The sequence below is a fragment of the Mangrovimonas sp. CR14 genome (genome assembly GCF_011764015.1).
Lineage (GTDB): Bacteria > Bacteroidota > Bacteroidia > Flavobacteriales > Flavobacteriaceae > Mangrovimonas > Mangrovimonas futianensis.
In genome coordinates this window covers 19217-33204 of the sequence record NZ_JAAFZY010000008.1, presented here as the reverse complement: position 1 = coordinate 33204, position 13988 = coordinate 19217, and the positions used below count along the sequence as shown (strand labels likewise).

10 protein-coding genes are annotated in these 13988 nt (G+C 36.2%); 8 read left to right on the top strand and 2 right to left on the bottom strand.

Annotated elements, in window-relative coordinates:
* Positions 1-11: 11 nt before the first annotated feature.
* Positions 12-1388 carry a dihydrolipoyl dehydrogenase gene (gene lpdA / locus GZ212_RS14580; RefSeq protein WP_053970035.1) on the bottom strand — a complete coding sequence of 459 codons (1377 nt, stop codon included), beginning with the start codon at positions 1386-1388 and terminating at the stop codon, positions 12-14.
* 107 nt (positions 1389-1495) lie between these two features.
* Between lpdA and GZ212_RS14575 the strand changes: the two genes are divergently transcribed.
* Together GZ212_RS14575 and GZ212_RS14570 are read left to right on the top strand one after the other, a co-directional pair.
* Positions 1496-2782 carry an NAD(P)/FAD-dependent oxidoreductase gene (locus tag GZ212_RS14575; protein WP_166962038.1) on the top strand — a complete coding sequence of 429 codons (1287 nt, stop codon included), beginning with the start codon at positions 1496-1498 and terminating at the stop codon, positions 2780-2782.
* Positions 2783-2859: 77 nt separating this feature from the next.
* A complete protein-coding gene (locus GZ212_RS14570) occupies positions 2860-3792 on the top strand; it encodes a nuclear transport factor 2 family protein (protein ID WP_166961827.1) in 933 nt (310 codons plus the stop codon).
* A 47-nt stretch (positions 3793-3839) separates the two neighbouring features.
* On the opposite strand, the gene msrB is transcribed toward GZ212_RS14570, so the two are convergent.
* Positions 3840-4253: a peptide-methionine (R)-S-oxide reductase MsrB gene (gene msrB, locus GZ212_RS14565; protein ID WP_240923830.1), complete on the bottom strand. Its 414-nt coding sequence runs from the start codon at positions 4251-4253 to the stop codon at positions 3840-3842.
* Positions 4254-4547: 294 nt separating this feature from the next.
* Here msrB and GZ212_RS14560 point away from each other — a divergent pair, with 294 nt between their 5' ends.
* The 6 genes from GZ212_RS14560 to GZ212_RS14535 all read left to right on the top strand — a co-directional run bounded on the left by GZ212_RS14560 (position 4548) and on the right by GZ212_RS14535 (position 13979).
* A complete protein-coding gene (locus tag GZ212_RS14560; protein ID WP_166961821.1) occupies positions 4548-5954 on the top strand; it encodes a glycogen synthase in 1407 nt (468 codons plus the stop codon).
* A 9-nt stretch (positions 5955-5963) separates the two neighbouring features.
* Complete coding sequence (locus GZ212_RS14555; protein ID WP_166961818.1) at positions 5964-7232, top strand: glucose-1-phosphate adenylyltransferase; 1269 nt, start codon at positions 5964-5966, stop codon at positions 7230-7232.
* Between the two features lies 1 nt (position 7233).
* Positions 7234-9144, top strand: a complete 1911-nt coding sequence (glgB, locus tag GZ212_RS14550) for a 1,4-alpha-glucan branching protein GlgB (RefSeq protein ID WP_166961814.1) — start codon at positions 7234-7236, stop codon at positions 9142-9144.
* 120 nt (positions 9145-9264) lie between these two features.
* Positions 9265-11673 (top strand): glycoside hydrolase family 31 protein, encoded by a 2409-nt coding sequence (locus GZ212_RS14545; RefSeq protein ID WP_166961811.1) that lies wholly within the window; start codon positions 9265-9267, stop codon positions 11671-11673.
* 82 nt (positions 11674-11755) lie between these two features.
* Positions 11756-12583 carry a M48 family metallopeptidase gene (locus GZ212_RS14540; RefSeq protein ID WP_166961808.1) on the top strand — a complete coding sequence of 276 codons (828 nt, stop codon included), beginning with the start codon at positions 11756-11758 and terminating at the stop codon, positions 12581-12583.
* 61 nt (positions 12584-12644) lie between these two features.
* Positions 12645-13979 (top strand): MFS transporter, encoded by a 1335-nt coding sequence (locus tag GZ212_RS14535; RefSeq protein WP_166961805.1) that lies wholly within the window; start codon positions 12645-12647, stop codon positions 13977-13979.
* Positions 13980-13988: the final 9 nt, after the last annotated feature.

Here is a 13988-nt window from a genome sequence, read left to right as displayed (position 1 = left end):
TTATATTTCATTTACAAGTGAATCACTTCGTCATAAGCAGCTGCAACAGCTTCCATAACCGCTTCACTCATGGTTGGGTGAGGGTGGACAGCTTTTAATACTTCGTGTCCAGTAGTTTCCAGTTTTCTACCTAAAACGGCTTCTGCAATCATATCTGTAACGCCAGCTCCAATCATGTGGCATCCTAACCATTCGCCATATTTGGCATCAAAAATCACTTTTACAAATCCATCACTGTTTCCACCAGCTTTTGCTTTTCCAGAAGCAGAGAAAGGAAATTTACCCACCTTAATTTCATATCCTTTTTCTTTGGCAGCTTTTTCAGTTAAACCTACTGATGCAATTTCAGGGGCACAATAGGTACAACCAGGAATGTTACCGTAGTCTAAAGCCTCAACGTGCATCCCTTTAATTTTTTCAACACAAAGAATTCCTTCAGCGGAGGCAACGTGCGCCAATGCCTGTCCTGGAGTCACATCTCCAATGGCATAATATCCAGGAATATTGGTTTGATAGAAATCGTTAACTAGAATCTTGTCGCGGTCAACAACAATCCCGACATCTTCTAATCCTATGTTTTCAATGTTTGTTTTGATTCCAACTGCAGAAAGTACCACGTCAGCTTCTAAAACTTCTTCTCCTTTTTTGGTTTTAACGGTAGCTTTCACACCGTCTCCAGAAGTATCCACTTTAGTAACTTCGGCAGAAGTCATGATTTTGATACCATTTTTCTTGAAGCTTCTTTCCAATTGTTTAGACACTTCCTCATCTTCCACAGGAACTACGTTCGGCATAAACTCAACGATGGTAACCTCAGTCCCCATAGAATTGTAGAAATAAGCAAATTCCACTCCAATGGCTCCAGAACCTACCACAATCATTTTCTTAGGCTGTGTTTTTAAACTCATAGCCTCACGGTAACCTATTACTTTTTCTCCATCTTGTGGTAAGCTAGGAAGTTCACGAGAACGTGCACCAGTAGCAATTATAATATGATCAGCACTATATTCAGTACCATCAACGTCTATTTTTTTACCTGGTTTTAGCTTCCCAAATCCTTCAATAACGTCTATTTTGTTCTTCTTCATTAAGAATTGAACACCTTTGCTCATACCTTCAGCAACCCCTCGGCTACGCTTCACAACAGCATCAAAATCCTTATCATATTCTGATACGGAAAGACCATAGTCTCCAGCATGTTTTAAATATTCAAAAACTTGTGCTGACTTCAACAAGGCTTTGGTAGGAATACATCCCCAATTCAAACATACCCCTCCTAAGTTTTCTTTTTCTACAATGGCTGTTTTAAACCCTAATTGTGATGCTCTAATGGCAGTAACGTAACCTCCAGGACCACTACCTAGAACAATAATATCGTATTTACTCATGAGAAATTATTTTGTCATTTTTAGAAGCTACGAAGGTACGAAACCTAAAGCTAAAAAGGAATTTACCATTTAAAAAAATGATACCTTTGTTAGGAAAGCCATCATCTATGAATATACCTCGATTGAGTTATCCCCGGATCGTGATTATTGGCGGCGGATTTGCCGGTTTAAGTTTAGCTAAGAAGTTAGCGGGTAAGGAGGCCCAAGTTGTTATGCTGGATAAGCATAATTATCACACATTTCAACCCTTACTTTATCAAGTTTCTACCGGTGGATTAGAGCCAGATTCTATAGCTTATCCCCTTAGGAAAGTATTAAAAAATTACCCTAATATTCTTTTTCGACTGGCTCATGTGGAAGAAATAGATGTGCAAGCAAAAAAAATCTTTACCGACATAGGGAGCTTAAAGTATGATTATTTAGTTATTGCCTCAGGTTCAGAAACCAATTTCTTTGGTAACCAAGCTTTGGAAACTCATGCGATGGCTATGAAATCCATTCCGCAGTCTCTAAACTTACGAAGTTTAATGTTGGAGAATTTTGAAGATGCCTTGTTGACTTCCGATTTAAATGAACGTAATAAACTGATGAATTTTGTCATCGTTGGCGCAGGTCCAACAGGTGTGGAATTAGCTGGGGCTTTAGCAGAGATTAAGAAAGGGATTCTTCCAAAAGATTATCCAGATTTGGACACAAGAATGGCTCAGATTAATTTAATTCAATCGGGTGATCGGGTGCTTAAGGAAATGAGTGAAAAAGCTTCTGAAAAAGCTGAAGAATTTTTAGAAGATTTGGGAGTCAATGTCTGGAAAAATTTACGCGTGACGGGTTATGATGGCCAATTGGTCACTACCAATACAGATGTTTCTTTTGAGGCTGCCACACTGGTTTGGGCAGCAGGTGTGAAAGGGGCGTCAATAAAAGGATTGGATAGTGAGGACTTTGTAAATAGAGGCAATAGAATTTTAGTAGATGCCTACAATCAGGTAAAAGGTGTTGAAAATATCTTTGCTGTTGGGGATGTAGCATGTATGGAAACGGAAGATTTTCCGCAAGGTTTGCCTATGATGGCTCAACCGGCCATTCAGCAGGGAAAGCAATTGGGAGAGAATATCTCACGGTTGCTTGAAAGGAAACCTCTAAAACCATTTGTCTATAAGGATAAGGGGGCTATGGCAACTATAGGTAGAAACAAAGCCGTAGTAGATTTAAAACATTGGAAGTTTCAAGGGGTTTTTGCGTGGTTCGTTTGGATGTTAGTTCATTTATATGCTTTAATAGGGTTTAGAAATCGGGTAGTGGTCTTCGTAAACTGGGTATATAATTACATTCGATTTGATAGGGAGGCGCGATTAATTATCAGACCTTTTAAAAAAAGGAAGTATCGGGATTGAAAAATTTGTTGTAAAATTCTGACTTACAATGTTTTTTGGTTAACTTTATAGGGAGATACTAACTAAAATTTTATTCGATGAAAAAAATTATCCTTCCAATGGTGATGATCTTCACCATGGTTATGTATCCCCAAATGAAAAAAAACGGAACTATTTACGACCAGCATCCTGCTATAAGCGTGGTCGAAGAAATGCAACAAGCCTTTGTTGCTGGTGACAGTGCCAAAGTGGCTTCTTATCTAACTAGTGATTTTAAAATGTATGATGGTTTTAATTCAAACCCCGACTATGAGGGAAGAACGAGAGACCAATTTTTAAATTCGATCAAGGGTTGGCAGAAATACACGGATTACATGAGTTTAGAACGTTTCCCCGGTGCTTATCCAGATGCCTTAGAATATAAAAAGGATGAATCTGGTCTATGGGTACAAACGTGGGATATGTTAAAAGGCATGGATAAAGAAACGGGAGTTAAATTGAATATGCCTGTTCATCGCTTGTATAAAATGGATGATAACAACAAGATTCAGATGTTGATTACTTATGATGATAATTCTGTTTGGATGAAAAACAGGGAAGCTTTTAACCCGAGAACAAACGGAACGATTTACAACCAACATGAGAATATCAATACCGTTCGTAAAATGGTAGGTGCCTTGGAGAATGGTGATGTTGATAAAGGTTTTAGCTATTTTACTGATGATGCCCGATTTACCAGTTTAGACATGAAAGAGGGTGAATTTAGAACTACAAAAGATGAAAAAGAGCATTTTAATGAATTCTTAAAGGCTTATGATATTGAGGGAATGGATATGCGCGGTTATCCAGATTACTTGGAATATGAGATAGGTAAATCCAAACTTGTTCAATCTTGGTGGGATTTTAGAATCAAACGCAAGTCTGATGGGAAAAAATATAAAATTCCTATTTTCTTTATCCACTATTTTAACGATGATGGAAAAATCACTAGGGAATCAGGTTACTACACTTTGAGTTCAATGAAGGAATAAGTTTAAAAATAATAGATAAAAAAGCCTTCTAAAAAAGAAGGCTTTTTTTATTCTTTGGTTCCATTTTCAAAATCCAAACTTCCAGAATTAACACAATAGCGCAAACCGGTATCTGTTGGGCCATCATTAAACACATGCCCCAAATGTCCGCCACACTGTGAACAGAGTATTTCTGTTCTCACCATCCCATGAGTTCGGTCTTCTTTATAAACAATAGCATCTTTGATGGCTTTATCAAAACTTGGCCAGCCGCAATGAGACTCAAACTTACTATCACTTTCAAATAACTTTTGGGAACATCCAGCGCAATAATAGGTGCCATTTTCAAAATGAAGGTTATATTTTCCTGTATTAGGACGCTCGGTTCCTTTTTGCCTTAAAATATAGTATTGTTCATCAGTTAGCTCATTTTTCCATTCTGTATCTGTTTTTTGAACGGTATAGTTTGGTTTTTCGGTCATGGTTTTACGTTCTTGAGATTGACAATTGGTAAAAATAAAAATAGCTAATAAAAAAGGTAAATATTTCATGAGGTTTATGGTTTGCCTGTTTGGTCGTATATGTAGGAAATACCTAACGTAGATTTTAAGTTTAATTAATCGGAAATAACTTCTTATTAACCACATAATTTATTAAATTTATAATGTTCATTCAGTTTAAATTTTAAAATCTGTAAAAAAAGTGGATAAAACATACCAATTTGATAGTTCTAACCATTTTTAATTTATTCCTTAATTAATTCCAATTTGCTTAAAATGAAAGTATTACATGTAAGTGCCGAGTGTTACCCTATTGCTAAAATAGGAGGTCTTGCAGATGTGGTTGGGGCTTTACCTAAATATCAAAAAAACCAAGGAGTTGAAAGTTCGGTAATTATGCCCTTCTATGAGAATAAGTTTACTAATTCAAATCATTTTGAGAGCATCTATGATTCGGAATTATTGTTAGGAGGAATAAATCATTCATTTAGTGTTTTGAAATTACAAGACACAGATGTTTTGGATATAGATGTGTTCTTCATAGATGTTCCAGATTTACTCTACAAGGATTTTGTCTACTCCTATGATGATACAGATCGATTTTTAGCTTTTCAAATTGCCTTTTTAGATTGGTTGTTAACGTTGAATAAACAGCCTTCCATCATACATTGCCATGACCATCATACAGGGTTGGTCCCATTTATGCTTCAAGAATCTTTGAAATATAAAAACCTAAAAGATATTCCAGTTGTTTTGACAATCCACAATGCACAATATCAAGGTTGGTTTTCTCACGATAAAGTGAGTTATATTCCTCCTTTTGATTTTGAAAAGGTTGGTTTGTTGGATTGGGGCGGAGTAATTAATCCTTTGGCGGCAGGTATTAAATGTGCTTGGGCAGTTACCACTGTTTCTCCCAGTTATATGGAAGAATTACAACATGCTGCTAACGGATTGGAAAGTCTTTTAAGTGATGAAAAAGACAAATGTGTAGGTATTTTAAATGGTATAGACGATGAAGTCTGGAATCCCGAAACAGATGAATTTATAGTCAAAAATTATTCCGCAAGGAACGTGCATGTGGGCAGACAAGAAAATAAAGATTGGCTTTGTAAAGAATTTGGATTGGATAATGAAAAACCATTGTTTGCTTTCATAGGTCGATTAGTAGGTGAAAAAGGAGCAGATTTGTTACCTCAAGCTATTGAAATAGGTTTAGAATCTAACGATATTAATGTTTTGGTGTTAGGATCTGGTCACAAGGAAATAGAGGAACAATTAGATAATTTAAAAAATAAATATGCTGGGAGTTATAATGCCTTTATAGGATATGACGAAAAGTTATCCCATATCATTTATGCTGGTGCAGATTTCTTGTTGATGCCATCTCGGGTAGAGCCATGTGGATTAAATCAATTATATGCCCTTAGGTATGGAACGGTTCCAATTGTGAGAAGGGTTGGAGGTTTAAAAGATACTGTTATTGATATTGGTGATGGTGGTTTTGGTATTTGCCACAATGAAACATCGGTTCATGATATCGTCTTCTCCATAGAAAGAGCTACCCAGTTTTATAAGAAAACAACCGCTTTTAAAAAGGTTAAAAAAGTCATGATGGACATTGACCATTCATGGAATGCATCAGCCAAAAAATATTTGAAATTATATAAATCTTTAAATTAACAAGCTATTATGATCAATGAGAAAGTATTATCCGTCATTTTAGGCGGAGGTCAAGGAACAAGGTTATACCCGCTTACAGATAGTCGATCCAAACCAGCAGTGCCAATTGCAGGAAAATACCGTTTGGTAGACATTCCAATTTCCAATTGTATCAATTCTGATATTAAAAGGATGTATGTATTGACCCAGTTCAATTCGGCCTCTCTTAATAGACATATCAAAAACACCTATCACTTCAGTTTTTTTAGTTCGGCATTTGTCGATGTTTTGGCAGCGGAACAAACACCAGAGAATAAAACATGGTATCAAGGAACTGCTGATGCAGTACGTCAAGGTATGCATCACTTTGCCAAACATAAGTTTGATTACTTTTTGATTTTGTCTGGAGATCAATTGTATCATATGGATTACAATTTAATGATTGAACAACATATCAGCACTGGGGCCGATATTACTATTGGTACTGTTCCAGTGAATGCTAAAGATGCCCCCGGTTTTGGAATCTTGAAAACAGACGAGGAGAATAATATAACCTCTTTTACAGAAAAGCCAACCAGTGATTTATTACCGGATTGGACGTCACCAACGGGTCCAGAAATGGAAGCTGAGGGAAGACATTATCTTGGAAGTATGGGGATTTATGTATTTAACAGACAATTGCTGGTCGATTTAATGAATGACCCATCAACCGTTGATTTTGGAAAGGAAATTATTCCGCAAGCTATTGGAAATAAGAAGGTTTGTAGCTATCAATTTGAAGGCTATTGGACAGACATTGGGAATATCGATTCCTTTTTTGAGGCCAATATCGGTTTAACGGATGATATTCCTAAGTTCAACTTATATGATATCGACCAAAGAATTTATACCAGAGCACGTATTTTACCAACCTCCAAAATTGCCGGAACACATTTAGATAAGGCAGTTATAGGTGAAGGTTGTATCATACATGCCAAACAAATCACTTCTTCAGTCATTGGGATTAGATCTAGAATAGGAAAAGGTTCCGTGGTAACCAAAACTTACATGATGGGTACAGACTTTTATGAGTCTTTAGAAGAAATAGAAAGAAAGCATATTGAAATTTTAGCCGGTATAGGTGAAAATTGTAATATAAATAATACCATCGTTGAAAAGAATTGCAGGATAGGGGATAATGTGACCATTAATGGAGGTCCACATTTGGAAGATGGTGAATCAGATTTATATGTAATCAAGGATGGAATAGTGGTTCTTAAAAAAGGAGTAGTGATACCTTCTGGAACAGTAATTGGATAATATGGCAAAAGTAACTCCCTTTAGTTTATTTACAGAGTTTGATATCAATCTTTTTAAAGCTGGAAAACATTACAGACTTTATGAGAAAATGGGATCCCATATTACTGAGGTCAAAGGAATAGAAGGAACATATTTTGCGGTTTGGGCTCCTGGAGCAAAAAAGGTATCTGTTGTTGGCGATTTCAATTTTTGGAAGGATGGTGAGTATGAATTAATGGTTCGTTGGGATGGTAGTGGTATTTGGGAAGGTTTTATTCCCGGAATAGGAAAAGGAAACCTTTACAAATACAAAATTCACAGTAACCATAACGGAATCATTACTGAGAAAGCCGATCCTTATGCCAGAAGATGTGAGCATCCACCAAGTACTGCATCCGTTATTTGGGAAGATTCTTATAAATGGAAAGATGCCAAGTGGATGAAAAGTCGAAAGAATCATAATTCTTTAGAATCGCCATTTTCAGTTTATGAGGTGCATTTGGGATCCTGGAAAAAAAGGGTAGAAGAAGACCGTTCACTTTCCTATTTTGAGTTGGCTGACGAGTTGGTTGCTTATGTGAAAGATTTGAACTTTACACATGTTGAGTTGATGCCGGTTATGGAATATCCTTTTGATCCCAGTTGGGGATATCAAATTACGGGGTATTTTGCACCAACGTCCCGTTTTGGGTACCCAGAAGAATTTAAATTTTTAGTTGATAAACTACATCAAGAGGGTATTGGTATTATCCTAGATTGGGTGCCTTCTCATTTTCCAGAGGACGCACATGGTTTAGGAAATTTTGATGGAACCTGTGTTTATGAACACCCAGATAAAAGAAAAGGGTACCACCCTGATTGGAAAAGTTTGATCTTTAATTATAGTAGAAATGAAGTCAGATCCTTTTTGATTAGTAATGCCATATTTTGGTTGGATCAATATCACGTTGATGGCCTAAGGGTTGATGCTGTTGCTTCTATGCTTTATCTTGATTATAGTAGAGAAGATGGTGAATGGGAACCGAATGAATTTGGTGGCAATGAAAATTTGGATGCTATTTCATTTCTTGAAGATCTAAATAAAGAAGTATATGCCTCTTTTCCAGATGTTCAAACGATAGCCGAAGAATCTACGGCTTATCCAGGAGTTTCAAAACCAGTTTTTTTAGGAGGATTGGGATTTGGAATGAAATGGATGATGGGCTGGATGCACGATACTTTGGAATATTTTGCAAAAGCACCGGTTCATAGAAAATATCATCAGGATGATATTACTTTTTCCATGACTTATGCCTTTACAGAGAATTTCATGTTGCCTTTATCTCATGATGAAGTTGTGCATGGAAAGCGCTCTATAATAGGTAGAATGCCAGGTGATGAATGGCAACGGTTTGCCAATTTAAGACTACTATATAGTTATATGTTTGCCCATCCAGGAACCAAGTTGATGTTTCAAGGAGATGAATTTGGTCAATATGATGAATGGGATTTTCAATCGAGTTTGGATTGGCATTTATTGGATTATAAAGTCCATAAAGGTGTTCAATTATTGATAAAAGACTTGAATATTTTTTACAAGCAAGAACCAGCACTTTATAAAACGCAATTTATTCAAGATGGTTTTGAATGGATTGATTACAATGATCATGAAAATTCTGTTTTATCTTTTATAAGAAAAGGGGAGAACAAAAAGGAAGATGTCATTGTGGTGTGTAATTTAACCCCTGTACCAAGGGAAAAGTATCGAATAGGTCTTTCAAAAACTGGAAAAATCAAAGAAGTTTTTAATAGTGATTTGGAAAAATATAGCGGAACAGGAAACTATAAAAATCCGACAAAGTCGGTTTCAGCCAAATCATGGCATTTTCGGAAATATTCTGTTGTGATTGATTTACCGCCCTTGTCCATGGTAGCTTTTAAATATGAAAAATGATAATTAACTTGTTTCAAACGTTATAGTTAATAAAAACTGCATATGTTTCTACATAAGCAGTTTTTTTTATGACAGCAATTGTTTTCTTTTACAATATTTTTATTTAATCAATGTCAGGTTATGATTATTAATACAGAGTTAGAGCAAAAAGGAAATACGTTTCCCTCTAAAATAGTTTCTTATACTAAAGATGTTGATACCTTGGTATTTACTACTGAAAATGATGTCGCACTTCAAATTCAAATACTAAGGGACAGTGTTTTAAGATTTAGATATTCAACTACTGGAATCTTTTCTCCAGATTTTTCATATGCCATCACCAAATATGCAAGTACTGGTTACAACCAATTGGAAATTGAAGAGGCAGAAAACAGTTATATTATTACCACCTCAAAACTTATTTGTAAAGTGTCCAAGGCCAATCTTAAGGTCGAACTTTATGATAGCAAGGACCAAACCTTAATCAATCAAGATGAATTAGGTTTCCACTGGGAAGAAAGTTATGAGTTTGGTGGTGATATTGTAAAAATGAGTAAAGTTTCCCAGGAAGGGGAAAGTTATTTTGGATTGGGTGATAAGCCCAACCACCTTAATCTGAAAGGAAGACGCTATGAGAACTGGGTTACAGATTCTTATGCCTTCGGAAAAGATACCGATCCCATTTATAAAGCAATTCCGTTTTACACGGGGTTAATCAATAAAAAGGCATACGGCGTATTTTTTGACAATACGTTCCGTTCCTATTTTGATTTTGCTCAGGAAAGACGCAATGTGACAAGCTTTTGGGCACAGGGCGGTGAAATGAATTATTACTTTTTCTACGGACCTAAAATGACGGACGTAGTAGAAGCCTATACTGATTTAACTGGAAAGCCACACCAATTACCACCTTTATGGGCTTTAGGATTCCATCAATGTAAATGGAGCTATTACCCAGAAAGTAAGGTTAAGGAAATTACTTCAAAGTTTAGAGAACTTCAAATTCCTTGTGATGCCATTTACTTGGATATCGATTATATGGAAGGTTTCCGTTGTTTTACTTGGAACAAGGACTATTTCCCTGATCCAAAACGAATGGTGAAAGAATTGGAAAAAGAAGGATTCAAGACGGTTGCCATCATCGATCCGGGAATAAAAGTAGATAAAGATTATTGGGTATATCAGGAAGGATTGGAGAATGATTACTTCTGCAAGCGTGCCGATGGACCATACATGAAAGGGAAAGTTTGGCCAGGAGAGTGTTATTTTCCAGATTTCACAAATCCAGAAGTTAGAGAATGGTGGTCCGGTTTGTTCAAAGAACTCATTGAGGATATCGGAATTAAAGGGGTTTGGAATGATATGAACGAACCCGCTGTTATGGAAGTGCCTAATAAAACCTTTCCAGATGATGTAAGACATGATTATGAAGGTAACAGATGCAGTCATAGAAAAGCACATAATATTTACGGTATGCAAATGGCAAGGGCGACCTATCAAGGATTAAAGAAATTTTCTTATCCAAAGCGTCCATTTGTAATTACTAGAGCAGCTTATTCAGGAACACAACGATATACGTCAACTTGGACAGGTGACAATGTGGCTAATTGGGAACACTTATGGGTGGCCAATATCCAAGTGCAACGTATGGCCATGTCAGGATTTTCGTTCGCCGGTAGTGATATAGGGGGATTTGCTGAACAACCACATGGCGAACTCTTTGCTAGATGGATTCAATTGGGTGTTTTTCATCCATTTTTTAGAGTCCATTCTTCAGGACATCATGGAGATCAAGAGCCATGGACTTTTGATGAGGATGTGACCGAGATAGTAAAGAAATTTATTGAACTACGTTACCAATTATTACCTTATTTCTATACCACTTTTTGGCATTATGTAGAAAAAGGAACACCTATGGTGAAGTCTTTAGTTATGTTTGATCAAGAAGATTCGCACACTCATTATAGAACAGATGAGTTTGTTTTTGGAGAACATATTTTAGGCTGTCCTATTTTAGAACCTAATGCAAAAGGTAGAAGAATGTATTTACCAAGAGGTAAATGGTATAACTTCTGGACTGATACCGTTGTACGTGGAGGTAAGGAAATGTGGGTAGATGCAGATATTGATAGCATGCCTATTTTTATAAAAGAAGGAGCTATTGTTCCAAAGTATCCAGTACAACAGTATGTGGGAGAAAAAGTGATTGATGAAGTGGTCTTAGATGTGTATTATAAAAAAGGAAAAGAGGATAGTCAATTTTTTGATGATTCACATGATGGGTATGATTACACGAAAGGACGCTTTTGTCTTAGAACATTTAAATTGACGGGAAGAGATAACCAGTTGATTATTCAACAGCACAAGGAAGGTTCCTTTGAAACAGAATATAAGAAGTTCAAAATTCAAATTCACGGTTTGCCTTTTGAAATTACCAATATTGAATTGGATAATGAATCAAAGCCATTGGAACATCTTAAAGTTAATGGTTGTCAAACCATAGTGGTGGATGAGAGTTTTACAGAGTTGGATCTTTCGGGTAAGGAATAACTTCAAAGTGTGACAATTTTGTTAATATCCATCCAAAAGGTAGGTTTTTTCGTAAATTTAGTAAAACACAAAACCATTAACTATGAATATTAAAAATAAGATAGTAGCCTTTGGTGGGTTGCTATTGTTTTTATCTTGTGCCACAAATCCATTTACTGGGAAACAGACGATGGCATTTGTTGCAAACGATCAAATTTTTCCAGCTTCTTTTCAACAGTATAATCAAGTGTTATCAGAAAGTAAAGTGGTAAAAGGTACTTCTGAAGCTGAAATGATCAAACGAGTAGGAGAAAGAATTGCAACGGCATCTGAAAGATGGTTAAATGCTTTAGGCTACCAAGGCTACTTGAAGGATTATCGTTGGGAGTATAATTTAATACAATCTGATGTTGTCAATGCATGGTGTATGCCCGGTGGTAAAATAGCATTCTATACCGGTATTCTTCCAATAGCCGAAAACGAAACAGCTATTGCAGCCATTATGGGGCATGAAGTAGCGCATGCGCTGGTTAATCATGGCCAACAACGTATGAGTGCTGGTATGTTACAACAGGCAGGAGCTATAGGATTGAATGTTTTTTTACAGGATAATGAAAATTTAGAATTATTCAATCAAGCTTACGGTATAGGTTCTACGGTAGGAGGAATGCTACCATTTAGTAGAGCTCATGAAGAAGAGGCTGATAAAATAGGTTTATATATCATGGCCATTGCAGGTTACAATCCTGATGAAGCTTCAAGATTATGGGAAAGAATGGGAGCTAGTGGCGGACAATCACCTCCAGAAATATTAAGTACACACCCATCTACCGATTCCAGGATTGCAAACTTAAAAGCTTTAGCTCCAAAGGCTAAGGCAGAAGCTCAAAAATTTGGAGTGACATCTTACAGACCCATAACAAAATTTTAAATTACGTTAAAGAAATAATACTTACTTTAGGAGCTGCTCAATAAAATGAGCAGTTTTTTTTATGACACAATTTGAAAAAGGAAGCAAGAAATTATTAAATGCCTGGGCCTTTTATGATTGGGCCAATTCGGTTTATACCCTAACCATCGCTTCAACCATATTTCCTATATTTTATGGGACCCTTAATTTCGTTAATGGGAATCAAGTACCCATTTTTGGTTTAGAGATTAAAAACACAGCACTTATATCCTTTATCACAGCTTTTGCTTTTTTGGTTGTTGCATTTACATCGCCCATCCTTTCGGGAATTGCCGATTTTGTTGGTAATAAAAAGGCTTTTATGAAGTTTTTCTGCTATTTGGGCGGCTTAGGTTGTATTGGTCTTTATTGGTTTAAAATAGAACATATTTATTGGGGACTGTTATTTTATTTTTTTGGACTAATTGGCTATTGGTCTAGCTTGGTTTTTTATAATTCCTATTTGCCAGATATTGCCTATCCCGAACAACAAGATAAAATTAGTGCCAAAGGATTCTCTATGGGTTACATAGGAAGTATCCTTTTGTTAATAACCAATTTGGCAATGGTATTATACCCACAATGGTTTGGGTTTGATATAGGAACTACAGAGGAACAAAAGAATGAAGCAGCAATTGAAGCCATGAGATGTTCCTTCATTACCGTAGGGATCTGGTGGATTCTCTTTAGCCAATACACTTTTTATGTGCTTCCTAAAGGCGTTTCCAAAGGTCGTAAAGTAACAAAAGATGTTATCTTCAATGGTTTCAAAGAATTGAAGAAAGTTTGGGAAGCTCTCAAAGAGAACCTCCAACTAAAAAGGTATCTATATGCCTTTTTTGTTTACAGTATGGCAGTACAAACTATTATGCTGGTGGCTACCTATTTTGGAGAGCAAGAAATTGAATGGGGTGGAGAAGAAGAGAAAACCATGGGTTTAATTGTTAGTATATTGGTTATTCAATTACTAGCTATAGTAGGGGCTGTTTTGACTTCTAGAGCCTCCACAAGGTTTGGGAATATCAAAACATTAATTGCTGTAAACTTTGTTTGGATGAGTATGTGTTTTGTAGCTTATTTTGTAACAACACCTTACCAATTCTACGCTACAGCATCCATGGTAGGTTTGGTAATGGGGGGCATTCAAGCTCTGTCGAGATCTACATATTCCAAATTTTTACCAGAAACCAAGGATACTACATCTTACTTCAGTTTTTTTGATGTTTCCGAAAAAATAGGAATCGTCATTGGAATGGTTTTATATGGAACCATAGACCAAGTTACTGGTAGTATGAGAAATGCGATTGTGTTCTTGTTTATATTCTTTTTACTAGGGATAATTTTGTTGTTCAGGGTTCCTAGATATCAAAAAGAATAATTTTTATTA

What these genes read in the sequence shown, in the direction of transcription:
- GZ212_RS14575 (WP_166962038.1), top strand. Translation starts at nt 1,496, where the DNA reads ATGAATATACCTCGATTGAGTTATCCCCGGATCGTGATTATTGGCGGC.
- lpdA (WP_053970035.1), bottom strand. Translation starts at nt 1,388, where the DNA reads ATGAGTAAATACGATATTATTGTTCTAGGTAGTGGTCCTGGAGGTTAC.
- GZ212_RS14540 (WP_166961808.1), top strand. Translation starts at nt 11,756, where the DNA reads ATGAATATTAAAAATAAGATAGTAGCCTTTGGTGGGTTGCTATTGTTT.
- GZ212_RS14555 (WP_166961818.1), top strand. Translation starts at nt 5,964, where the DNA reads ATGATCAATGAGAAAGTATTATCCGTCATTTTAGGCGGAGGTCAAGGA.
- GZ212_RS14535 (WP_166961805.1), top strand. Translation starts at nt 12,645, where the DNA reads ATGACACAATTTGAAAAAGGAAGCAAGAAATTATTAAATGCCTGGGCC.
- msrB (WP_240923830.1), bottom strand. Translation starts at nt 4,253, where the DNA reads ATGACCGAAAAACCAAACTATACCGTTCAAAAAACAGATACAGAATGG.
- glgB (WP_166961814.1), top strand. Translation starts at nt 7,234, where the DNA reads ATGGCAAAAGTAACTCCCTTTAGTTTATTTACAGAGTTTGATATCAAT.
- GZ212_RS14560 (WP_166961821.1), top strand. Translation starts at nt 4,548, where the DNA reads ATGAAAGTATTACATGTAAGTGCCGAGTGTTACCCTATTGCTAAAATA.
- GZ212_RS14570 (WP_166961827.1), top strand. Translation starts at nt 2,860, where the DNA reads ATGAAAAAAATTATCCTTCCAATGGTGATGATCTTCACCATGGTTATG.
- GZ212_RS14545 (WP_166961811.1), top strand. Translation starts at nt 9,265, where the DNA reads ATGATTATTAATACAGAGTTAGAGCAAAAAGGAAATACGTTTCCCTCT.